Genomic DNA, 23,009 nt, shown 5'->3' on the forward strand with positions numbered 1-23,009 from the left:
CATCGTCGTACAGCGGTGGGGTGCGCTGATGCCCGCCGGCAGCGCACGGGCGGCCCGTCGGCCGGCGACGCCGCGCACTCCGAAGAAGAACGCGGCCCGGCCGCCCCGGGTCAGCCCCGCGCGGCGGCTCTGCACCCAGGCCCGCCGCGCCTGGGACCGCCCTCTCACCGCGTACTACCTGATCCTCGGCTCCAGCCTCCTGATCACCGTCCTCGGCCTCGTGATGGTGTACTCCGCCTCGATGATCACGGCGCTGCAGAACGGGCTGCCCAGCTCGTACTACTTCCGCAAGCAGTTCCTCGCGGCGACCATCGGCGGGATCATGATGTGCGCCGCGATGCGCATGCCCGTGAAGCTGCACCGCGCGCTCGCCTACCCGCTGCTCGCCGTCAGCGTCTTCCTGATGGTCCTCGTGCAGGTGCCGGGGATAGGAGTCTCCATCGGGGGCAACCAGAACTGGATCTCGCTGGGCGGCCCCTTCATGCTCCAGCCCAGCGAGTTCGGGAAGCTGGCCCTCGTCCTGTGGGGCGCCGACCTGATGGCGCGCAAACACGACAAGCGGCTGCTCACCCAGTGGAAACACATGCTGGTGCCGCTCGTCCCGGTGGCGTTCCTGCTGCTCGGACTCATCATGCTCGGCGGCGACATGGGCACCGCGATCCTTCTCACAGCGATCCTCTTCGGCCTGCTCTGGCTGGCCGGGGCGCCCACGCGGCTGTTCGCCGGTGTGCTCTCCGTCGCGGGCACCATCGGCTTCTTCCTGATCAGAACCAGCCCGAACCGCATGGCCCGCATGTCCTGCCTCGGCTCCACCGACGCGGGCCCGGACGACATCTGCTGGCAGGGACTGCACGGCATCTACGCCCTCGCCTCGGGCGGATTCTTCGGATCCGGGCTCGGCGCGAGTGTGGAAAAATGGGGCCAACTCCCCGAAGCGCACACCGACTTCATCTTCGCCATCACCGGTGAGGAACTGGGCCTGGCGGGGACGCTGTCGGTGCTCGCCCTGTACGCGGCTCTAGGCTATGCGGGTATCCGCGTGGCCGGACGCACGGAGGACCCCTTCGTGAGGTACGCCGCGGGTGGCGTGACCACCTGGATCACGGCCCAGGCCGTGGTCAACCTCGGTGCGGTGCTCGGTCTCCTGCCGATCGCCGGTGTCCCGCTCCCGCTGTTCTCGTACGGGGGGTCGGCGTTGCTTCCGACCATGTTCGCCGTGGGACTTCTGATCGCCTTCGCGCGGGACGAACCCGCGGCGCGGGCGGCCCTGGCCATGCGGCAGCCTCGGATGAGATGGAACACGATGCGACGGCGCGCCTCGGCGCGTACGTCCGGAGAGCGGTGAATTTCGGTGCATGTCGTACTCGCCGGCGGGGGGACCGCCGGCCACATCGAGCCCGCGCTCGCCCTCGCGGACGCCCTGCGCAGGCAGGACCCGACCGTGGGCATCACGGCCCTCGGTACGGAGAAGGGGCTCGAGACGCGGCTCGTACCCGAGCGCGGATACGAACTCGCGCTGATCCCCGCCGTACCGCTGCCCCGCAAGCCCACCCCTGAACTGATCACCGTCCCGGGCCGGCTGCGCGGCACCATCAAGGCGGCCGAGCAGATCCTGGAGCGCACCAAGGCGGACTGCGTCGTCGGCTTCGGCGGCTACGTCGCCCTGCCCGGCTACCTCGCCGCCAAGCGCCTCGGGGTGCCGATCGTCGTCCACGAGGCCAACGCCCGTCCCGGACTCGCCAACAAGATCGGCTCCCGGTACGCGGCGGGCGTCGCCGTCTCCACGCCCGACAGCAAGCTGCGCGGCTCCCGCTACATCGGCATCCCGCTGCGCCGCACCATCGCCACCCTCGACCGGGCCCGCGTACGGCCCGAGGCGCGCGCCGCCTTCGGCCTCGACGCGAACCTGCCGACGCTGCTCGTCTCCGGCGGCTCACAGGGCGCCCGCCGCCTCAACGAGGTCGTCCAGCGAGTCGCCCCGCTGCTCCAGCGGTCCGGCATCCAGATCCTGCACGTCGTCGGCCCGAAGAACGAACTGCCGCACGTCCAGCAGATGCCGGGGATGCCCCCGTACATCCCGGTACCGTACGTGGACCGGATGGACCTCGCGTACGCCGCGGCCGACATGATGCTCTGCCGCGCGGGCGCGATGACCGTCGCCGAACTCTCCGCCGTCGGGCTCCCCGCCGCCTACGTCCCGCTGCCCATCGGCAACGGCGAACAGCGGCTGAACGCCCAGCCGGTGGTCAAGGCCGGCGGCGGCCTCCTCGTCGACGACGCGGAACTGACGCCCGAGTGGATCACGGGCAACGTCCTGCCCGTGCTCGGCGACCCGCACCGGCTGTACGAGATGTCCCGCGCGGCCTCCGAGTTCGGCCGCCGGGACGCCGACGAGCTGCTCGTCGGCATGGTGTACGAGGCGATCCAGTCCCGCCGTTAGCCCCTGTGGCTTCACGGCGCGGCAGTGACAGAAGGCAGGAGTGTGGCCGGGCGATGACGGTGGACGCCAGCGAGCGGAAGAAGTCGAAGTCCGGCCCGCCCCGGCCCCCTAGGGGCCGTCGCCTCCGGCTGCCGCGCCCGCTCACTCTGATCCTCTCCGGGATCGCCCTTCTCCTGCTCGGCGCGGGCACCGTCTGGCTCCTGTACGGCTCGCAGTGGCTGCGGGCGGAGCGCGTCACGACCTCGGGGACCGAGGTGCTGACACCGGCTCAGGTGCGCGCGGCGGCGGCCGTTCCTGTCGGCGCACCGATGATTTCCGTCGACACGGATGCCATTGCGGACCGACTTCGCCGGAAATTGCCCCGTATCGACTCGGTTGATGTCGCGCGTTCCTGGCTGCACGGAATCGCATTGAAAGTGACCGAGCGCAAGCCGGTGCTCATTGTCAAAAACGGCGAAAGCGTCTCGAATTCGGGCAAGTTCGTCGAAGTGGACGCCAAGGGTGTCCGATTCGCCACCGTGTCGAAGGCGCCGCAGGGCGTTCCCCGACTGGAATTGACGCCGGATCAGTCGGGCGCCGCCGCAAGCCTGCGGCGCTTCGGAACCGACGCCCTGGTGCGCGAGGCGGTCCGGGTCGCGGGCGACCTGCCCCGGGCCGTGGCCCGCGACACCCGCGCCATCAAGGTCCGTTCGTACGACTCCGTCTCGCTGGACCTGAGCGGCGGCCGGACCGTCGCGTGGGGAAGCGGTGAGAAGGGCGGCACGAAGGCGACCACACTCGTCGCCCTGATGAAAGCCGCCCCGAAGGCGCGGCACTTCGACGTGAGCGTCCCCACCGCCCCTGCATCATCAGGGAGTTGACGCGCATCAGCGCAGGCCAGCACCCTGGTTGGGCACCGCTATGGCTGATCACATAGGGTGAAAAGAAAAACGGGAGGTTCGGCGTGTTCGTTGAACGCGCGCCACTTGTCGACTTAGTGTCCTGTTCGGAAGAGTCCAGGGAACAGACACACTGGTAACCCTAAACTTCAGCGTTAGGGTTCGGGTCGGCAGACAAGTAGTCCGGGCCGCCCCAATTCGGCATCAGTCGTCGCACCGTACCCATGCGAGGCGACGACACGTAACTCGAGGCGAGAGGCCTTCGACGTGGCAGCACCGCAGAACTACCTCGCAGTCATCAAAGTCATCGGTGTCGGCGGCGGTGGTGTCAATGCCATCAACCGGATGATCGAGGTCGGTCTCAAGGGCGTCGAGTTCATCGCCATCAACACCGACGCGCAAGCCCTGTTGATGAGCGACGCGGACGTCAAGCTCGACGTCGGCCGTGAACTCACCCGCGGACTCGGCGCCGGAGCCAATCCGGCCGTCGGACGCAAGGCGGCGGAAGACCACCGCGAGGAGATCGAGGAGGTCCTCAAGGGGGCCGACATGGTCTTCGTCACCGCCGGCGAAGGCGGCGGCACCGGCACCGGCGGCGCACCTGTCGTCGCCAACATCGCGCGCTCGCTGGGCGCCCTGACGATCGGTGTGGTCACCCGGCCGTTCACCTTCGAGGGCCGGCGCCGCGCGAACCAGGCGGAGGACGGCATCGCCGAGCTCCGCGAAGAGGTCGACACCCTCATCGTCATCCCCAACGACCGGCTCCTGTCCATCTCGGACCGGCAGGTCTCCGTCCTCGACGCCTTCAAGTCGGCGGACCAGGTCCTGCTCTCCGGTGTCCAGGGCATCACCGACCTGATCACCACGCCCGGCCTGATCAACCTCGACTTCGCCGACGTCAAGTCGGTCATGTCCGAGGCCGGTTCGGCCCTCATGGGCATCGGCTCGGCCCGCGGCGACGACCGCGCGGTGGCCGCCGCGGAGATGGCGATCTCCTCGCCGCTCCTCGAGGCGTCCATCGACGGCGCCCGTGGCGTGCTGCTCTCCATCTCCGGCGGCTCCGACCTCGGTCTCTTCGAGATCAACGAGGCGGCACAGCTGGTGAGTGAGGCCGCGCACCCCGAGGCCAACATCATCTTCGGTGCCGTCATCGACGACGCCCTGGGCGACGAGGTGCGGGTCACGGTCATCGCGGCCGGCTTCGACGGCGGACAGCCGCCGTCCAAGCGGGACAACGTCATCGGCGGCGCGACCGCCAAGCGCGAGGAGCCGGCGCCGCGAGCCCCGGAGGCCCGCCCGACGTTCGGCAGCCTCGGCAGCGTCACCCCGCGCGAAGAGCCGCAGATCCCGGAGCCCGTCGAGGTCGCCCCGGTGAACGAGATCCCGTCCACCCCGGTCGCCCCGCCGCACGTTCCGCCGGCCCGTCCCTACCAGGACAGCCAGGCCGAAGAGCTCGACGTGCCGGACTTCCTGAAGTGACCTCCTGAAGTGATAGGACAGCGCGACCACGTCAGCGGCGCCCACTTCGCCTTCACCGACCGGTGGGGCGGGGTGAGCGCCGCTCCGTACGAGGAGCTCAACCTCGGCGGCGCGGTCGGTGACGACCCGGCCGCCGTCCACGCCAACCGCCGGCTCGCGGCGGAGTCCCTCGGTCTCGACCCGGCCCACGTGGTCTGGATGAACCAGGTGCACGGCCCCGACGTCGCGGTGGTCGACGGGCCTTGGGATCCGGCCGCCGGCATCCCGTCCGTCGACGGACTCGTCACCGCGCGGCGCGGACTCGCTCTCGCGGTGCTCACCGCGGACTGCACCCCGGTCCTGCTCGCCGACCCCGTCGCGGGAGTCGTCGCCGCCGCCCACGCCGGACGCCCCGGCATGGTCGCCGGAGTCGTTCCCGCCACGGTCGGGGCGATGGTGAAGCTCGGCGCCGACCCCGCCCGGATCGTGGCCCGTACCGGACCCGCCGTGTGCGGGAAGTGCTACGAGGTCCCGGACGGGATGCGCGCCGAGGTGGCCGCCGCGGAACCCGCGGCGTACGCCGAAACCAGCTGGGGCACCCCCGCCGTCGACGTGACCGCCGGAGTGCACGACCAGTTGGAGCGGCTCGGGGTGAAGGACCGGCGGCAGTCGCCGGTGTGCACCCTGGAGTCGCACGACCACTTCTCGTACCGCCGCGACCGCACCACCGGTCGGCTCGCAGGCTATGTCTGGCTGGACTGATGGGACATGACGGACCGTAAGGCTCAACTCGCAGCAAATCTGGCGCAGGTGGAGGACCGTATCGCTTCGGCGTGCGTGGCCGCCGGCCGTGAGCGCGAGGAAGTGACCCTGATCGTGGTCACCAAGACGTATCCCGCGAGCGATGTGCGGATCTTGTCGGAACTCGGTGTGCGTGATGTCGCCGAGAACCGCGACCAGGACGCGGCGCCGAAGGCGGCGGAATGCGCGGATCTGCCGCTCCGGTGGCACTTTGTCGGTCAGTTGCAGACCAACAAGGTGCGCTCCGTGGTCGGTTATGCCGATCTCGTGCAATCCGTCGACCGGTCGAAACTTGTCACGTCACTGTCGGCGGCGGCGGTGCGGGCCGAGCGTGAGGTCGGCTGCCTGATCCAGGTCGCGCTCGACGCCGAGGAGAACGGGCGGGGTGAGCGCGGTGGCGTCGGACCGGGCGGGATCGAGGAGTTGGCCGCACTCGTGGCGGACGCCCCCGGGCTGCGTATCGACGGACTGATGACGGTCGCGCCGCTCACCGGCCCGTACGCGGGCCGCCAACGGGCGGCGTTCGAGCGGCTGATGGATTTGTCGACTGACCTGCGCCGGGCTCATCCGGCTGCGAACATGGTGTCAGCAGGGATGAGTGCGGACCTCGAAGAGGCCGTGGCGGCCGGAGCGACACATGTGCGCGTCGGTACGGCGGTACTCGGAGTCCGACCCAGGCTCGGGTAACGTCGCCAAGAAGTCGGACCACAGCAGAAAATATGGTCATTCTCGCTGATGGGCGGGGAGATCGCGTGGATCGCAGGCACTTTGGTTGACGTCAGCCGATCCACCACAGAGCGGAGGACTCAGAGCAATGGCCGGCGCGATGCGCAAGATGGCGGTCTACCTCGGCCTCGTGGAGGACGATGGGTACGACGGCCGCGGGTTCGACCCCGACGACGACTTCGAGCCCGAGCTGGACCCCGAACCCGAGCGGGACCGCAGGCGGCACGAATCGTCGCATCAGTCGCACAACACTCATCAGCCACATCAGTCCCAACGGGACGAATCGGTACGAGTAGTACAGCCCCCCGCCCAGCGTGAACCGGCGCCGCTGCCCGCGGAATCCGGACGTCCGGCGCGAATCGCCCCCGTGGCATCCATCACACCTGAACGCCAGAGCCTGGAGAAGAACGCACCGGTGATCATGCCCAAGGTTGTGTCCGAGCGGGAGCCCTACCGCATCACGACGCTGCACCCGCGGACGTACAACGAGGCCCGTACCATCGGGGAACACTTCCGTGAGGGCACTCCGGTGATCATGAATCTGACGGAGATGGACGACACCGACGCGAAGCGACTTGTCGACTTTGCCGCCGGTCTCGTCTTCGGGCTTCACGGCAGCATTGAGCGGGTGACGCAGAAGGTGTTCCTGTTGTCGCCTGCTAACGTCGATGTCACGGCGGAGGACAAGGCCCGCATCGCAGAGGGCGGGTTCTTCAACCAGAGCTGAGACGCAGCACCGGTGAAGTGCCGGTGCAGTACTGGTCACGAGGCACGAGACACAGGGGAGAGGGAACCGCGGACATGCGCGTGTTTTTGGATGTTGTCTACATCGCGCTGATGTGCTTCCTCATCGTGCTGATTTTCCGGCTGGTCATGGACTACGTCTTCCAGTTCGCCCGCTCGTGGCAGCCCGGCAAGGCGATGGTGGTCGTACTTGAGGCCACCTACACTGTCACCGATCCACCGCTCAAGCTTCTGCGGCGGTTCATTCCGCCGCTGCGTCTCGGGGGCGTGGCGCTCGACCTGTCCTTCTTCGTACTGATGATCATCGTCTACATCCTGATCTCCGTCGTGAGCCGGCTGTGAACGATACGGTCTTGCCGAATGCCGACGACTACGTTGAGGTGAAGAGATGCCGTTGACCCCCGAGGACGTGCGGAACAAGCAGTTCACGACCGTCCGCCTCCGAGAAGGCTATGACGAGGACGAGGTCGATGCCTTCCTCGACGAGGTCGAAGGCGAACTGACTCGCCTTCTCCGAGAGAACGAGGACCTGCGCGCGAAGCTCGCCGCAGCCACGCGCGCCGCCGCGCAGAACCAGCAGCAGGGCGGCATGCGCAAGCCTCCGGAACCCCAGGACCAGCGCGGTCCGGGCGCTCCGGTGCCCGCCGCAATATCGGGCCCGCAGCCGGTGCAGCCGCAGCAGCAGATGGGTGGCCCCATGGGCGGCCCGCCGCAGCTGCCGAGCGGAGCGCCCCAGCTGCCCGCAGGCCCCGGCGGACACGGTCCGCAGGGTCCCGGTCCGCAGGGTCCCGGCCCGATGGGCCAGGGTCCGATGGGCCAGGGTCACCCGGGTCAGAACCAGCTCGGTCCGGGCCAGGGTCAGATGGGCCAGGGTCAGATGGGCCAGGGCCAGATGCAGCCGCAGCAGATGGGCGGCCCGATGGGCGGTCCCATGGGTGGCCCCATGGGCGGTCACGGTCCGCAGATGCCGCAGCCCGGTCAGGGCCCCGGTGGCGACAGCGCCGCCCGTGTCCTGTCTCTCGCGCAGCAGACCGCCGACCAGGCGATCGCGGAGGCCCGTTCCGAGGCCAACAAGATCGTCGGCGAGGCCCGCAGCCGCGCCGAGGGTCTCGAGCGTGACGCCCGTGCCAAGGCCGACGCCCTGGAGCGGGACGCGCAGGAGAAGCACCGCGTCGCGATGGGCTCCCTGGAGTCCGCCCGCGCCACGCTCGAGCGCAAGGTCGAGGACCTGCGCGGCTTCGAGCGCGAGTACCGCACGCGCCTGAAGTCGTACCTCGAGTCGCAGCTGCGTCAGCTGGAGACCCAGGCCGACGACTCGCTGGCTCCCCCGCGGACCCCGGCGACCGCGTCGCTGCCGCCGTCCCCCGCGCCTTCCATGGCGTCGGCCGGTGCGGGTGCCCCGTCCTACGGCGGCAACCAGACCATGGGCGGCAACCAGCCGGCGGCCGGTCCGTCCTACGGCGGCCAGCAGCAGATGTCGCCGGCGATGACCCAGCCGATGGCGCCGGTGCGGCCGCAGGGTCCCGCGCCGATGCAGCAGGCCCCGTCGCCGATGCGCGGGTTCCTCATCGACGAGGACGACAACTGACGGGCATGACCACGCCTTAGGCGTCGGCAGCGTTCAGGGCAGGGCCCCCGGATCTCCGGGGGCCCTGCCCTTTTGCGTGGGGCGAAGTGTGAGGCGAACTGCGGGGCGGAGTGTGGGGGGGCGAGCTGCGGGGAGTGGCGCCGGGTCGGTGCAGAAACGTTCATCTGTACGGAGGGACGAAACGCCGAAGGCCCGGTCCCGCCAAGATTCTTTGGCGGGACCGGGCCTTGTGACGTTGGTTACGCCTTGCGGAGGCGGAACGTCAGGGCGAGCGGCTCGTCCGTGAACGTGTCGCCGTAGCTGTCGTCCGCCTCGCCCTGGGCGAAGTCCGTGGCGAGGACCTCGTCCGCGATCAGCGTGGCGTGCTCGGCGAGGGCCGAGACGACCGCCGGCTCCGTGGACGCCCAGCGCAGCGCGATCCGGTCCGCGACGTCCAGACCGCTGTTCTTACGGGCCTCCTGGATCAGGCGGATCGCGTCACGGGCCAGACCCGCCTGACGCAGCTCCTCCGTGATCTCCAGGTCGAGCGCGACCGTCGCGCCGGAGTCCGAGGCGACGGACCAGCCCTCGCGCGGGGTCTCCGTGATGATGACCTCGTCGGGCGCCAGCGTGACCTTCTCGCCGTCGACCTCGACCGACGCCGTGCCCTCGCGCAGGGCCAGGGAGAGCGCGGCCGCGTCGGCCTCGGCGACGGCCTTGGCGACTGCCTGTACGCCCTTGCCGAACCGCTTGCCGAGGGCCCGGAAGTTGGCCTTGGCCGTCGTGTCGACCAGCGAGCCGCCGACCTCGGAGAGCGACGCCAGCGAGGAGACGTTGAGCTCCTCGGTGATCTGGGCGTGCAGCTCCGGGTTGAGCGTCTCGAAGCCCGCCGCCGCGACCAGGGCGCGGGACAGCGGCTGACGCGTCTTGACGCCCGACTCCGCGCGCGTGGCGCGGCCCAGCTCGACGAGACGGCGCACGAGGACCATCTGCCGCGACAGCTCCGGGTCGATGGCGTCGAGGTCGGCCTCCGGCCACGAGGACAGGTGGACCGACTCGGGCGCGTCCGGCGCGACCGGGACGACCAGGTCCTGCCAGACCCGCTCCGTGATGAACGGCGTCAGCGGCGCCATCAGGCGCGTGACCGTCTCCACGACCTCGTGCAGGGTGCGCAGGGCCGCCTTGTCGCCCTGCCAGAAGCGGCGGCGCGAGCGGCGCACGTACCAGTTCGACAGGTCGTCGACGAACGAGGAGAGCAGCTTGCCGGCGCGCTGGGTGTCGTACGCCTCCAGAGCCTTCGTCACCTGGTCGGTGAGCGCGTGCAGTTCGGAGAGCAGCCAGCGGTCGAGCAGGGTGCGGTCGGCGGGCGCCGGGTCCGCCTCGCTCGGCGACCAGTCCGACGTCCGGGCGTACAGGGCCTGGAAGGCGACCGTGTTCCAGTACGTCAGGAGCGTCTTGCGGACGACCTCCTGGATCGTGCCGTGGCCGACGCGGCGCGCGGCCCACGGGGAGCCGCCGGCGGCCATGAACCAGCGCACCGCGTCCGCGCCGTGCTGGTCCATCAGCGGGATCGGCTGCAGGATGTTGCCCAGGTGCTTGGACATCTTGCGGCCGTCCTCGGCGAGGATGTGGCCGAGGCACACGACGTTCTCGTAGCTCGACTTGTCGAAGACGAGCGTGCCGACCGCCATGAGCGTGTAGAACCACCCACGCGTCTGGTCGATGGCCTCCGAGATGAACTGCGCCGGGTACCGGCTCTCGAAGAGCTCCTTGTTCTTGTACGGGTAGCCCCACTGCGCGAACGGCATCGAACCCGAGTCGTACCAGGCGTCGATGACCTCGGGCACGCGCGTGGCGGTCTTCGCGCACTGCGGGCACGCGAAGGTGACGTCGTCGATGAACGGGCGGTGCGGGTCGAGGTCCGACTGGTCGGTGCCGGTCAGCTCGCCGAGCTCGGCCAGCGAGCCGACACAGGTGAGATGGTCGTCCTCGCAGCGCCACAGCGGCAGCGGGGTGCCCCAGTAACGGCTGCGGGACAGCGCCCAGTCGATGTTGTTGTTCAGCCAGTCGCCGAAGCGGCCGTGCTTCACGTTCTCCGGGAACCAGTTGGTGTTCTCGTTCTCCTGGAGCAGGCGGTCCTTGATCTCCGTCGTGCGGATGTACCAGGACGGCTGCGCGTAGTAGAGCAGCGCCGTGTGGCAGCGCCAGCAGTGCGGATAGCTGTGCTCGTACGGGACGTGACGGAAGAGCAGGCCGCGGTCCTTGAGGTCCTCGGTGAGCTTTTCGTCCGCCTTCTTGAAGAAGACGCCGCCGACGAGCGGGACCTCCTCCTCGAAGGTGCCGTCGGGACGGACCGGGTTCACGACCGGCAGACCGTACGCCTTGCAGACCTTGAGGTCGTCCTCACCGAACGCGGGGGACTGGTGGACGAGGCCGGTGCCGTCCTCGGTCGTGACGTACTCGGCGTTCACCACGTAGTGGGCGGGTTCCGGGAACTCGACGAGCTCGAACGGGCGTTGGTAGTTCCAGCGCTCCATCTCGGCGCCGGTGAAGGACGCGCCGGTCGTCTCCCAGCCCTCACCGAGGGCCTTCTCGACGAGCGGCTCGGCGACGACGACCTTCTCCTCGCCGTTCGTCGCGACGACGTACCGGACGTCGGGGTGCGCGGCGACCGCGGTGTTCGAGACGAGCGTCCAGGGGGTGGTCGTCCACACGAGGAGCGCGGCCTCGCCGGCCAGCGGACCGGAGGTGAGCGGGAAGCGGACGTAGACCGAGGGGTCGACGACCGTCTCGTAGCCCTGCGCCAGCTCGTGGTCCGACAGGCCCGTGCCGCAGCGCGGGCACCAGGGGGCGACGCGGTGGTCCTGGGTCAGCAGGCCCTTGTTGAAGATCTCCTTCAGCGACCACCAGACCGACTCGATGTACTCGGGGTCCATCGTGCGGTACGGGTCGTTGAGGTCGGTCCAGTAACCCATGCGGGTCGTGAGCTCTTCGAAGGCGTCGGTGTGCCGGGTCACGGACTCGCGGCACTTGGCGTTGAACTCGGCGATGCCGAACGCCTCGATGTCCTTCTTGCCGTTGAAGCCGAGCTCCTTCTCGACGGCGAGCTCCACGGGCAGGCCGTGGCAGTCCCAGCCGGCCTTGCGGGCCACGTGGTAGCCGCGCATGGTGCGGAAGCGCGGGAAGACGTCCTTGAAGACGCGGGCCTCGATGTGGTGGGCGCCCGGCATGCCGTTGGCCGTGGGCGGGCCTTCATAGAACACCCACTCGGGGCGTCCTTCGGACTGCTCCAAGCTCTTGGCAAAGATCTTCTGCTCGCGCCAGAACTCGAGCACGGCGTGCTCGAGGGCGGGCAGGTCGACCTGGGCGGGCACCTGGCGGTACGTCATCGATCTTCCTCCGGCGGACACTGTTTCTTCCGTCTCCGTCGGAGGGACGAGAGCTTCGTCTGTGACCTACGCCGTGTACGGCGCGCTCCCGCGGTACCACCCTCCTTGGCCCTCCGGTGCGTCTGCTGCTCCGGTGAGCCCCCTCATTGGGGTCGCGATGCCGGTTCTACTCGCCCCGCGTGCGGGGATTTCTTCCGGCGGCTCCGGGGTGATCTTCACGTCGCGCTCGCCCCCGGGCTTCCACCGTCCCCGGGTCGCTCTGGGCTGCGTACGCCGCTACTCGGCCCCATCCATGCTGCTCGCTCCGCCCAGTGTACGGGGCCTGGGTGGACGCGGCCGACCGGTTTAGCGGCGGGCTGGAGAAGGGCCGAGGCGGTGGTCCTCAGGCGTGCGCGGGGATCTCGTCCTTGAGCATGCCCCGGATCTGGCTCCGCAGCTCAGGGCCGTCGGTGTGCCCGTGGACGGATACGGCGTGCTCGGCGGCGGCGCGGACCACCTCTTCCTCTTCGCCGGTGATGGCGAGGGTGCAGTTGGTCTCGCTCGGGAAATCACGGCAGTCGGCGACTTTTCGCATCGTCATGCACCTTCTCTGCTCCGCCCCCATTTTATGACCCGAATGGCGACACGGGGCCCGGCGGATCCTGGCGCGGGGGTCCCGGCGGATTACCGGGCGGGGAGCTGGGCACAACGCTTGCAGGTCCGCCGCGTGGGACGTGCGGGGCGGGCGCATCGGGAGGTGTGCCCCGTTGCCGCGGGTCAGAAGTCGATTTATCGTCCCAGCACGATTCGCGAGCAAGATCACAGTATGTGAAGGGGCCGCGGCCATGGTGGCGAAGAAGAGGGCGCCGGGGGTGCGAGAGGCATCCGCCGGCGTGAAGGCCGCGTTCGACGAGAAGCCCGTCGCCGGACGGGCCGGAAGGAAGAACACCACGACGAAAGCGGCCACGAAGAAGGCGAACGCTGTGGGTACGAAGACGCCGGCTACGAAGACGCCGGCTACGAAGACGGTGGCTACGAAGGCGGCGGCTACGAAGACGGTGGCTACGAAGGCGGCGGCTACGAAGGCGGTGGCTACGAAGACGGCGACTAAGAAGGAGACGAGTAAGAAGGCGACGGCTACGAACGCAACGGTTACGAAGACCACCACTACGAAGGCGACGGCTAAGAAGGCGGCGACCAAGGCCACCGCTAAGAAGGGGGCGACCAAGGCCAGCACCACGAAGGCCACCGCTACGAAGAGTGCCGCCAAGAGTGCGGGTACGAAGAAGGCGGCGAAGGCCGTGAAGGCGGCGCCCGCCAAGGCCACGGCGGAGCCCACGGAGTCCACCCACGCCGCCGAGAAGCGAGCCGCCGACAAGAGCGCCACCGGCAAGAGCGCGGCTGGGAAGGCAGGCACCAAGAAGGCCGCGGTCAAGAAAGCCGCAGGTCACAGGGCTGGGCGCAAGACCGCGGAGAAGAAGGCGGCCGCGTCCGCGGCCGATGGCGCGGCGTCGGCCGCGGAGACGACGGGAGCCACGACTGTGGTTGCGAAGAAGACCCCCGGCACGGCCACGGCGAAGCAGTCCCGCGCGGTGCCGAAGGCGAGGGTCGCGGCCGTGGAGCCGGGCGAGCTCGCGGTACGGCCGGGTGAGGATCCCTGGACCCCGGCGGAGGTCGACGAGGCGCGGGCCGAGCTGCAGAGCGAGGCGCTGCGCCTGAACAGCGAGATCGAGTCGTCGGAGAAGTCGCTCGTCGGGCTCATGAGGGACTCGGGGGACGGGGCCGGCGACGACGAGGCGGACACCGGCAGCAAGAACATCACGCGGGAGCACGAGCTGTCGCTCGCGGCGAACGCCCGCGAGATGCTCCAGCAGACCGAGCGCGCCCTCGAAAGGCTCGACGCGGGGACGTACGGGATCTGCGAGAACTGCGGGAACCCGATCGGCAAGGCGCGGATGCAGGCCTTCCCGCGGGCGACCCTGTGCGTCGAGTGCAAGCAGAAGCAGGAGCGCCGCTACTGACCCCCGGCACGAGGTGCCCGGCGCGGGACGTCCCCCGGCGCGAGACGCCCCCGATGAGAGGTGCCCCGCAGTCGCTCCTGGGCTGCTGGGGGCGCACGTGTGTGCCGTACTCTCGTCCTCAGTCAGGTACCTAGGTTGAGGGACTCACGTGGCAGAGGCGGAGCGCGTCATCGGTACGCCGGACACCCCGGATGCGGGGGCAGACGAGCCGGAGCAGGCTGAGCGGGCCGAGCAGGCCCAGGAGCGGCCCAAGGGCAAGCGGAAGATCGCCGTGCTGTTCGCGGTGGCCGCCTTCGCGTACGCCCTCGACCTGGTCAGCAAGATGATCGTGGTCGCCCGGCTCGAACACCACGAGCCGATCAAGGTCATCGGCGACTGGCTGCGGCTCGAGGCGATCAGGAACCCGGGCGCCGCGTTCGGGGTCGGCGAGGCCTTCACGATCATCTTCACCGTGATCGCCGCGGCCGTCATCGTCGTGATCGCCCGCCTGGCGCGAAAGCTCTACAGCCTGCCCTGGGCGATCGCCCTGGGACTGCTCCTCGGCGGGGCGCTGGGCAATCTCACGGACCGGATCTTCCGTTCGCCCGGCGTCTTCGAAGGTGCTGTGGTCGACTTCATCGCGCCCAAGGGCTTCGCCGTCTTCAACCTCGCGGACTCGGCGATCGTGTGCGGCGGCATCCTGATCGTGCTCCTCTCGTTCAAGGGCCTGGACCCGGACGGAACGGTGCACAAGGACTGACGCGGTCGGGAGTGTCGGCGGGCTCCTGCATACTCAATGGGTGAGCACGATTCCCGAGATCCGAACCCTGCCCGTGCCGGACGGCCTGGAGGGCGAGCGTGTGGACGCCGCCATCTCCCGCATGTTCGGCTTCTCCCGTACCAAGGCGGCCGAGCTGGCCGCGGCGGGAAAGGTCGCGGTGGACGGCTCGGTCGTCGGGAAGTCCGAGCGGGTGCACGGCGGTGCCTGGCTCGAGGTGGAGATGCCGCAGGCGCCCGCCCCGGTGCAGGTCGTCGCCGAGCCCGTCGAGGGCATGGAGATCGTCCATGACGACGACGACATCGTCGTGATCATGAAGCCGGTCGGCGTCGCCGCGCACCCCAGCCCCGGCTGGACCGGAACGACCGTGATCGGCGGCCTCGCCGCCGCCGGGTACCGCATCTCCACGTCGGGCGCCGCCGAGCGCCAGGGCATCGTGCACCGGCTCGACGTCGGCACCTCCGGCCTCATGGTCGTCGCAAAGTCGGAGCGCGCGTACACGTCGCTGAAGCGGCAGTTCAAGGAGCGCATCGTCGACAAGCGCTACAACGCGCTGGTCCAGGGCCACCCGGACCCGATGAGCGGCACGATCGACGCCCCCATCGGCCGCCACCCGAACCTCGACTACAAGTGGGCCGTGACCGCCGAGGGCAAGCCCTCCGTCACGCACTACGACCTCATCGAGGCGTTCCGCGCCGCCAGCCTCCTCGACATCAAGCTGGAGACGGGGCGTACGCACCAGATCCGTGTGCACATGTCGGCCCACCGGCACCCGTGCGTCGGCGACCTGACGTACGGCGCCGACCCCACGCTCGCGAAGCGGCTCGGCCTCACGCGGCAGTGGCTGCACGCCGTGCGGCTCGGCTTCGAGCACCCGGCCGACGGTGACTGGGTGGAGTTCGCCAGCGACTACCCCGAGGACCTGCAGAAGGCGCTGGACCGGGTGCGGGCGGAGAGCGCGTGACCATGCCGTCGCCCTCTTCCGCGTACGCGGTGGGCGTCGCCGACGGCGAGGCCGACCTGGAGGCGTGCTTCGGTGTGCGCCGGGAGGTCTTCGTCGTCGAGCAGCGCGTCCCCGAGGAGCTGGAGTACGACGAGTACGACAGCGGGTACGGCACCGTGCACGTCCTCGCCCGGCGTGCGGACGGTGAACCGCTCGGCACGGGGCGCCTGCTGACCGGCGAGGCCGCCGTCGCGAAGAACGGCGGGGACGCCGGCGTCGGAGCGCTCGGGCGGCTCGCGGTGGCGAAGGCCGCGCGCGGGCTCGGCGTGGGAGTTGCCCTCGTGCGGGCCATCGAGGCCGCCGCCGCGGAGCAGGGTCTCGTCGCCGTGGACCTGCACGCGCAGACGCAGGCGCTGGGGTTCTACGAGCGCCTCGGTTACGTGGCGTACGGGCCGGAGTTTCCCGACGCGGGCATTCCGCACCGGGCCATGCGGAAGACGCTGGCTCAGCAGGAGGCGTAGGCGTAGGCGGGGCGCGCCGGGCTGCCGGTTCCGCCGCAAATCACCACACAGTGCCGCACATGGCAGGCTGGGGACCTGATCGTCCTATGTCCTGATCGCCGACACCCGCCGGAGCGCTCACGTGGATCAGTTGGCCCTGCTGTTCGTGCTGTTGCTCGGGGCCCTGCTGAGCGTGCCGCTCGGTGACCGGCTCGGCCTGCCCGCACCGGTCCTGATGACGCTGCTCGGGATCGTCCTGGCCCTGCTCCCGTTCGTGCCGAACGTCCAGGTCCCGCCCGGCCTGATCCTGCCGACGCTGCTGCCACCGCTGCTCTACGCCGCCGTGAAACGCACGTCCTGGCGTCAGTTCGCCGCGAACAGACGGCCGATCTTCCTGCTCGCCGTGGCCCTCGTCTTCGTCACCACGGCGGCCGTGGCCTTCGTCGCGAGCGCCATCGTGCCCGGCCTGCCCATCGCCGCGGCCGTCGCGCTCGGGGCCCTCGTGGCGCCGCCCGACCCGGTGGCCGCGACCGCCGTGGCCGGTCAACTCGGCCTGCCCCGGCGCCTGGTGTCGACCCTGGAGGGCGAGGGCCTGTTCAACGACGTGACCGCGATCGTGCTCTACCACGTGGCGATCGCCGCCGCCGTCAGCGGCAGCTTCTCCTGGCAGGGCGCCGCGCTCTCCCTCCTGCTGTCCGCGGTCGTCGCGCTCGCCGTCGGCCTCGCGATCGGCTGGGCCGCCAACAAACTCATCGGCGTTCTCGGCGACTCCACCCTCCAGATCGGCCTCACCCTCCTCATGCCGTACGCCTCCTACGTACTGGCGGAGGAACTGCACGGCTCCGGAGTGCTCGCCGTGCTCGTCACGGCGCTCTTCCTCGCCGAGTACGCGTTCGACGCCGATGACGTCCTCACCCGGCTCACCGGGCGCGCCTTCTGGGACATCGTCGACACCCTCGTCACGGGCGTCGCCTTCGGCCTCATCGGCCTCGAACTGCACAACGCCCTCAGGACGGCGGCCGGCCGCTGGGGCGAGCTGCTCGGCTGGGCCGCCGCGGTCGTGGCCGTCGTGATTCTCGTACGCCTGCTGTGGCTGCTGCCCGCGACCTGGCTCACGCGCAGGATGCACGCACGGCGCCACGACCTCGACGAGGACATCCCGGTCTCCTGGCGCGAGGCCGTGATCATGTGGTGGGCCGGAATGCGCGGCGTCGCCTCGGTCGCGCTGGCCCTGGCCATCCCCTTCACCATGGAGGACGGCTCGCCGTTCCCCGACCGCGAAGAGATCATCTTCATCGCGTTCGGCGTCATCATGGCCACCCTTGTCCTCCAGGGCCTGAGCCTGCCCTGGCTGGTGAGGAAGCTGAACGTCAGGGCGGACACCGAGGCGGAGCAGGAGTACGAGAAGCAGCTCGCGATCCGCGCCGCCAAGGCCGCCAAACACCGCCTCAAGGAGATCGAGGAGGTCGAGGAGCTGCCCGACGACCTCTCCGACCAGATGATCCGCCGCGCCTACGACATCGGCCTGCGCATCAACCCCGAGATGGGCAGCGAGGAACGCAAGGAGGCGCACGCCAAACGCGTCTCCCGGATCAAGCGCGTACGCCGCATCCAGAACGAGATGCTGTCCGCCGCCCGCCACGAGGTCCTGGCGGCGCGCAACGAACCGGGCGCCGACCCCGAGATCGTGGACCGCGTGCTGCGGCACCTCGACGTCCGCAGCCTGCGCTGAAGTCCGCCGGTGCGCCGGATGGCACCATGGGATCCATGAACATCATGCTTTTCCACTCGACGTACGGCCTGCGGCCCGCCGTTCTCGACGCGGCCGCCCGGCTGCGCGACGCCGGGCACGAGGTGTGGACCCCGGACCTCTTCGAGGGACGCACCTTCGACACCGTCGAGGAGGGCATGGCCTTCAACGAGGAGATCGGCAAGGACGAACTGCTCAAGCGGGCGATCCTGGCCGCCGCTCCCTACTCCGAGCGCGGGCTCGTCTACGCCGGGTTCTCCCTCGGCGCCTCGGTCGCGCAGACCCTGGCCCTCGGCGACGAGAAGGCGCGCGGCCTGCTGCTCCTGCACGGCACGTCCGACATCGCCGAGAACGCCTCCGTGGACGAGCTGCCCGTACAGCTGCACGTCGCCGAGCCCGACCCGTTCGAGACGGACGACTGGCTGAGCGCCTGGTACCTGCAGATGGGCAAGGCCGGCGCCGACATCGAGGTCTACCGCTACGCGGGCGCCGGGCACCTCTACACCGACCCCGAACTGCCGGACTACGACGCGGAGGCGACCGAGGCCACCTGGCGGGTGGCGCTCGGCTTCCTCGAAACGCTGTAGGCGCTAACCCGCCCGGTACGCGGTCCAGCTGTCCTTCATCCGCTGCACCTGGCCCGCCGTGAACTGCGTCATGCAGGAGTCGTACGTGTAGTCCATGAAGTTGTGGATCGGGTCGACACCCGTCTTGTTGACGCAGGTGTCGCGGCCCGTCGGGCACTGGAACGCGGCGCTCTTCTCGGCCGGGGTGTCGGAGACGTAGTCGCCGTTGCCGCTACAGCCGCCCTGGAAGGTGTGGTACAGCCCCATCCAGTGGCCGATCTCGTGGGTGCCGGTGTCGCCCTCGTTGTAGTTGGTGGCCGAGCCGCCCGGGAGCGAGGTGTCGAGGATGACCACGCCGTCGTCGGACGGGTTCGACTTGTACGAGGACGGGAAGGTCGCCCAGCCGAGCAGGCTCTGCCCGAGGTTGGCCGTGTAGAAGTTCAGGGCGTTCGCGCCGCCCTTGCGGAGGGTGGACTTCATGTCCTTCTCGGCGGCGGAGCCCGGCGTGATGCCGTTGTACCAGGCGGCGTTGTCCGTGTAGTCGGTGCCGGCCAGGGTGAACTGGAAGCCCGAGTCGTTGTTGCCGGCGCCCAGGCCGCTGTAGGCCGCGTTCAGGACGTCGATCTGCTTGGTGATGTCGGTCGCCGAGAGATTGCCGGTCGCGCCGTCGTGGATGACGTGGACGTAGACCGGGATCGTGGTCGACGCGGCCGCGAGGCCCCGGGAGAGCGTGCCGTCGGCGCGCATCTTGTCGAGTCTGCGCCGCATGTCCGTGTCCATGGCCTTGGCCCTGGCCGCGCTGACCTCGTTGGGCTCCTTGGCGTGGTCGGCGCCGGTGGGCTTCTTCTCGCGGGCCACGGCGTTGCCGCTGTCGGCGCACTTCTCCGCGGCGGCCGACGCCTTGGCGACGGCGGCGCTGCCCGACGGGGCGGACAGCGGGGCGATGGCCAGGGTTCCGGCCATCAGCGCGGTGCCGAGAAGGCGGCGGCGCATCAGCGGAGATATTCGGGCAAGCGCGGTCATGCGGACTCCTCGCGGACGGGTGGGGGAGGAACTTCCTCGCCGCCGCGGGGAGATTACGTGGCCATGTCAGGCCGTGAAGAGCGCTGTTCTGGCCCAATCGAACGCCGCCCTTCATCCGGCGAATCGGGGCAACGGGAAGAAATTTTCGTGCGGCGTCCGGAGTTTGAGACGCGGACGTAATGTGCGCGGCTACCGCGGCGGGTGGTGTGTCCGTATTCGATCCGCGGGCAGCGCCACCCGCCGTAGCGGTGTCATCTGTTCTTAACGCGCGTGCGCGTGGCTGGAATTGACCCCTGGGCGAGGACGAGGGCGAGGGCGACAGCAGAGAGCGGGCGAACTCCGGGGAGTTCGCCCGCTCGTCAGCTGTCCGCCGGTGTCAGCCCTTGAGGGCCTTGTCCACGGCCGCGTTCCACTCGGCGACCGTGCTCGGCGCGTTCTGGCCGTCGGAGCCGGTGATCTTCTTGCCGTCGAGGACGAAGGACGGGGTGCCCTGGACGCCGTACTTGTTGTTGTCGAAGTTCGCCGACATGTCCAGCGCCCACTTGTCGTAGGTGCCGTCCTTGACGTCCTTCTGGAAGGCGCTGTTGCCCTTCAGCGCCGGGACGGTGTTCGCGACCTTGATGAGGTACGCGTCGTCCTTGAACTTGTCGGACGTCTCCTCCGGGTGCCACTGCTTGGAGTACAGGGTCTCCTTGAAGTCCCAGAAGGCGTCCTTGGAGACGTTCAGGGCGGCGCCGAGCGCGCTGAGCGCGTTCTTGGAGCCCTCGCCCTGGAGGTTCTTGTCGAGGAAGGTGGCGCCGACGTACTGGATCTTGTACTTGCCGGCGTCCAGGTCCTTCTTCACCGTCGGGCCGACCGTCTGCTCGAAGGCGGCGCAGACGGGGCAGCGCGAGTCCTCGTAGGCGATGATCGTCTTCTTGGCGGAGTCCTTGCCGAGGACGACCGTGCTGCCGTTCGCGCCCGACGTGTTCGCGGGCTTGACCAGCTTGTCGTCCTTCGCGGCCTCCCAGTAGCCGGGCTTGTTGGCCTGCATCACGGCGAAGCCGATGCCGCCGGCGATCGCGAGGACCGCGACGATCGAACCGGCGACGATCACCTGCCGCTTCGTCTTCTCCTTCTTGGCCTGCTTCTCGCGCTCGACGCGAAGCCGCTCGCGGGCCGCCGTCTTCGCCGACTGGCTGTTCCTCTGGCTCATGATCGTTCTCCGTGGGTTCTACGAAAGTCTTCGGGGGGGACTGCTGTGCTGTGCCCGGCCTCAGGCGGCCAGGGCGAGGCACGGCGGCCCGCGCCGTCCCACGGAGTGCACCCACAGGCGCGTGACGGCGGCCCGGACCCGGCGCGCGGGCCGCGGCAGGCGGCCTACGCGCTCCGGGCGGGCGGCCACCGCGGCGAAGGCGATCATCAGCGGGCGGAAGGTGAGCCCGGCGACCGCGCGGAGGAGCTGGGCCAGTGCCCGCTCGCCGCGGCGCAGCCAGGCGGCGGCGAGGAGGCCCACGGCCACATGCGCGCCGAGCAGCAGCCAGGCCGCCGCCGGATCGGCGTGCGCGAGCAGCGCGGCGGTGCGGCCGGTGTCACCGCCGGCCATGCGCGCCAGCGGCGTACCGAAGCTGCCGCCGCACAGGACGTCCAGGCCGACCGCGTGCAGCGGCCCCGCGACGGGCCCGCCCGCCTGGCCGTAACAGACGCGCTGGCCGGTGGTGAACACCGTGTCGGCGGCCAGTTCCAGCGGGACGAGCAGGGCGGCGATGCGGCCGAAGCCCCGCTCGCGCCCCGCGAGCGCGTACGCGAGGACGAAGACGGCGCAGGCCGTGGCCGCCACCGTCGGCACCGGCAGGGGGACCCGGGACAGCAGGACGTGCGACGCGGCGGAGAGCGTCACGACGAGCGCCGTGAAGAGCGCCGCGCGCACGGCTCTGAGCTGGGTCCCGGATATGTCGTCCATCGCGGAGGAGTGTCCCATGCGTTGCTGTAAGGGACCCCTAAAGGGTCGCTGTGCGTTACGGGAGTGTTGTCAGGTCCACGGCTGGACCGGAGGATCTACAGGCCCGGGATCCGGCCGTTGCGGAAGAGGTCCACGAAGATCTGGTGGTCGGCACGCGCGCGTGCGCCGTAGCTGTGGGCGAAGTCGACCAGGAGGCCCGCGAAGCCTTCCTCGTCCGCCGCGATCGCCGCGTCGATGGCCCGCTCCGTGGAGAACGGCACCAGGGACTGGCCGGACAGGTCGTCGGCCGCCGCGTGCATCGTCGCCGTGGCCCGGCCGAGGTCGGCGACGACGGCGGCGATCTCCTCCAGGTCGTCGATGTCCGACCAGTCGAGGTCCACCGCGTACGGCGACACCTCGGCGACCAACTGCCCCGAGCCGTCCAGCTCGGTCCAGCCCAGCCACGGGTCCGCGTGCGCCTGGAGTGCCCGCTGCGAGATGACCGTGCGGTGACCCTCGTGCTCGAAGTAGTCCCGGATCGCCGCGTCCGTGATGTGCCGCGAGACGGCCGGGGTCTGCGCCTGCTTGAGATAGATCACGACATCGTTCTCGAGGGCGTCGCTGTGGCCCTCCAGAAGGATGTTGTACGAGGGCAGGCCCGCGGAGCCGATGCCGATGCCGCGCCGCCCCACCACGTCCTTCACGCGGTACGAGTCCGGGCGCGTCAGGGACGACTCCGGGAGCGTCTCCAGATAGCCGTCGAAGGCCGCCAGGACCTTGTAGCGCGTCGCCGCGTCGAGCTCGATGGTGCCGCCGCCGGACGCGAACCGGCGCTCGAACTCACGAATCTCCGTCATCGAGTCGAGCAGCCCGAAGCGGGTCAGGGAGCGGGCGTCGCGCAGCGCGTCCAGGAGAGGGCCCTCGGCCGTGTCGAGCGTGAAGGGCGGTACCTCGTCGCTCTTGGCGCCCGTCGCAAGCGCGTGGATCCGCTCGCGGTACGCGCCCGCGTACGTGCGCACCAGCTCGGTGATCTGCTCGTCGCTCAGCGCCTTGGAGTAGCCGATCAGCGCCACGGAGGCGGCGAAGCGCTTGAGGTCCCAGGTGAAGGGGCCGACGTACGCCTCGTCGAAGTCGTTCACGTTGAAGATCAGGCGGCCCGTGGAGTCCATGTACGTGCCGAAGTTCTCCGCGTGCAGATCGCCGTGGATCCACACCCGGCCCGTGCGGTCGTCCAGGTACGGGCCGCCGTGCCGCTCCCGCTCCAGGTCCGCGTAGAACAGGCACGCCGTCCCGCGGTAGAACGCGAACGCGGACGACGCCATCTTGCGGAACTTCACCCGGAACGCCGCCGGGTCGGCGGCCAGTAGCTCACCGAACGCGGTGTCGAAAACGCTGAGGATCTGCTCGCCGCGCTGTTCAGCGGTGGGCTGCGGGACCGACATCGCGGGGTGCCTCCTGGTGCGGGGTTGGTGCCGTTACGGCCGTGACATGGGAACAGGTGTGTGTTCCGCCCTGTCCAACGCACGACCGTACCCCCGAGTGCCCG

At 69.8% G+C, this 23,009-nt stretch carries 21 protein-coding genes; 15 read left to right on the top strand and 6 right to left on the bottom strand.

All coding sequences use genetic code 11. From position 1 onward, the window contains the following. Nucleotides 1-28 precede the first annotated feature (28 nt). From ftsW to EOT10_RS38275, 9 genes are all read left to right on the top strand, one after another. Nucleotides 29-1,345, top strand: a complete 1,317-nt coding sequence (ftsW, locus tag EOT10_RS38235; protein WP_127832989.1) for a putative lipid II flippase FtsW — start codon at nt 29-31, stop codon at nt 1,343-1,345. A 6-nt stretch (nt 1,346-1,351) separates the two neighbouring features. Beyond that, nucleotides 1,352-2,440: an undecaprenyldiphospho-muramoylpentapeptide beta-N-acetylglucosaminyltransferase gene (gene murG / locus EOT10_RS38240; protein ID WP_127832990.1), complete on the top strand. Its 1,089-nt coding sequence runs from the start codon at nt 1,352-1,354 to the stop codon at nt 2,438-2,440. Nucleotides 2,441-2,493: 53 nt separating this feature from the next. Continuing rightward, the gene (locus EOT10_RS38245; RefSeq protein WP_127832991.1) at nt 2,494-3,300 is read left to right on the top strand and encodes a cell division protein FtsQ/DivIB; all 807 of its coding nucleotides are present in this window, start codon (nt 2,494-2,496) and stop codon (nt 3,298-3,300) included. 285 nt (nt 3,301-3,585) lie between these two features. Continuing rightward, nucleotides 3,586-4,797 (top strand): cell division protein FtsZ, encoded by a 1,212-nt coding sequence (ftsZ, locus tag EOT10_RS38250; RefSeq protein WP_127832992.1) that lies wholly within the window; start codon nt 3,586-3,588, stop codon nt 4,795-4,797. Nucleotides 4,798-4,806: 9 nt separating this feature from the next. Next, nucleotides 4,807-5,538, top strand: a complete 732-nt coding sequence (pgeF, locus tag EOT10_RS38255) for a peptidoglycan editing factor PgeF (RefSeq protein ID WP_127832993.1) — start codon at nt 4,807-4,809, stop codon at nt 5,536-5,538. A 6-nt stretch (nt 5,539-5,544) separates the two neighbouring features. Then, on the top strand, nt 5,545-6,264 hold the full coding sequence (locus tag EOT10_RS38260) for a YggS family pyridoxal phosphate-dependent enzyme (RefSeq protein WP_127832994.1): 720 nt from the start codon (nt 5,545-5,547) through the stop codon (nt 6,262-6,264). Nucleotides 6,265-6,391: 127 nt separating this feature from the next. After that, a complete protein-coding gene (locus EOT10_RS38265; RefSeq protein WP_127832995.1) occupies nt 6,392-7,030 on the top strand; it encodes a cell division protein SepF in 639 nt (212 codons plus the stop codon). Nucleotides 7,031-7,104: 74 nt separating this feature from the next. Beyond that, the gene (locus EOT10_RS38270) at nt 7,105-7,389 is read left to right on the top strand and encodes a YggT family protein (protein WP_127832996.1); all 285 of its coding nucleotides are present in this window, start codon (nt 7,105-7,107) and stop codon (nt 7,387-7,389) included. Between the two features lie 46 nt (nt 7,390-7,435). Then, nucleotides 7,436-8,635, top strand: coding sequence for a DivIVA domain-containing protein (locus tag EOT10_RS38275; protein ID WP_127832997.1), 1,200 nt, complete (start codon nt 7,436-7,438; stop codon nt 8,633-8,635). 239 nt (nt 8,636-8,874) lie between these two features. Here EOT10_RS38275 and ileS read toward each other — a convergent pair whose 3' ends face one another. Further along, the gene (gene ileS / locus EOT10_RS38280; RefSeq protein ID WP_127832998.1) at nt 8,875-12,003 is read right to left on the bottom strand and encodes an isoleucine--tRNA ligase; all 3,129 of its coding nucleotides are present in this window, start codon (nt 12,001-12,003) and stop codon (nt 8,875-8,877) included. A 382-nt stretch (nt 12,004-12,385) separates the two neighbouring features. Next, nucleotides 12,386-12,577 (bottom strand): DUF1059 domain-containing protein, encoded by a 192-nt coding sequence (locus EOT10_RS38290; RefSeq protein WP_127833062.1) that lies wholly within the window; start codon nt 12,575-12,577, stop codon nt 12,386-12,388. Between the two features lie 250 nt (nt 12,578-12,827). On the opposite strand from EOT10_RS38290, the gene EOT10_RS38295 reads away from it, so the two are divergent. The 6 genes from EOT10_RS38295 (at nt 12,828) to EOT10_RS38320 (ending at nt 18,540) form a co-directional block, all read left to right on the top strand. Beyond that, the gene (locus EOT10_RS38295) at nt 12,828-14,003 is read left to right on the top strand and encodes a TraR/DksA family transcriptional regulator (RefSeq protein ID WP_127832999.1); all 1,176 of its coding nucleotides are present in this window, start codon (nt 12,828-12,830) and stop codon (nt 14,001-14,003) included. A gap of 148 nt (nt 14,004-14,151) precedes the next feature. Next, nucleotides 14,152-14,742 (top strand): signal peptidase II, encoded by a 591-nt coding sequence (gene lspA, locus EOT10_RS38300; RefSeq protein ID WP_127833000.1) that lies wholly within the window; start codon nt 14,152-14,154, stop codon nt 14,740-14,742. Nucleotides 14,743-14,782: 40 nt separating this feature from the next. Beyond that, a complete protein-coding gene (locus tag EOT10_RS38305; RefSeq protein WP_127833001.1) occupies nt 14,783-15,724 on the top strand; it encodes an RluA family pseudouridine synthase in 942 nt (313 codons plus the stop codon). Between the two features lie 2 nt (nt 15,725-15,726). Then, on the top strand, nt 15,727-16,224 hold the full coding sequence (locus EOT10_RS38310) for a GNAT family N-acetyltransferase (RefSeq protein WP_127833002.1): 498 nt from the start codon (nt 15,727-15,729) through the stop codon (nt 16,222-16,224). A 121-nt stretch (nt 16,225-16,345) separates the two neighbouring features. Beyond that, nucleotides 16,346-17,935 (top strand): Na+/H+ antiporter, encoded by a 1,590-nt coding sequence (locus tag EOT10_RS38315; protein ID WP_127833003.1) that lies wholly within the window; start codon nt 16,346-16,348, stop codon nt 17,933-17,935. A gap of 35 nt (nt 17,936-17,970) precedes the next feature. Further along, the gene (locus EOT10_RS38320) at nt 17,971-18,540 is read left to right on the top strand and encodes a dienelactone hydrolase family protein (protein WP_127833004.1); all 570 of its coding nucleotides are present in this window, start codon (nt 17,971-17,973) and stop codon (nt 18,538-18,540) included. 3 nt (nt 18,541-18,543) lie between these two features. Here the strand turns inward: EOT10_RS38320 and EOT10_RS38325 are convergent, their stop codons facing one another. From EOT10_RS38325 to EOT10_RS38340, 4 genes are all read right to left on the bottom strand, one after another. Continuing rightward, nucleotides 18,544-19,542, bottom strand: coding sequence for a zinc metalloprotease (locus EOT10_RS38325; protein WP_127833005.1), 999 nt, complete (start codon nt 19,540-19,542; stop codon nt 18,544-18,546). 376 nt (nt 19,543-19,918) lie between these two features. Beyond that, nucleotides 19,919-20,737: a thioredoxin domain-containing protein gene (locus tag EOT10_RS38330; protein WP_127833006.1), complete on the bottom strand. Its 819-nt coding sequence runs from the start codon at nt 20,735-20,737 to the stop codon at nt 19,919-19,921. 60 nt (nt 20,738-20,797) lie between these two features. Continuing rightward, nucleotides 20,798-21,484 carry a hypothetical protein gene (locus tag EOT10_RS38335; protein WP_127833007.1) on the bottom strand — a complete coding sequence of 229 codons (687 nt, stop codon included), beginning with the start codon at nt 21,482-21,484 and terminating at the stop codon, nt 20,798-20,800. Nucleotides 21,485-21,579: 95 nt separating this feature from the next. Further along, nucleotides 21,580-22,905 (bottom strand): DUF2252 domain-containing protein, encoded by a 1,326-nt coding sequence (locus EOT10_RS38340; protein WP_127833008.1) that lies wholly within the window; start codon nt 22,903-22,905, stop codon nt 21,580-21,582. Between the last annotated feature and the right edge of the window lie 104 nt (nt 22,906-23,009).

It is taken from the genome of Streptomyces antnestii, from assembly GCF_004005495.1.
Taxonomy (GTDB): Bacteria; Actinomycetota; Actinomycetes; order Streptomycetales; family Streptomycetaceae; genus Streptomyces; species Streptomyces antnestii.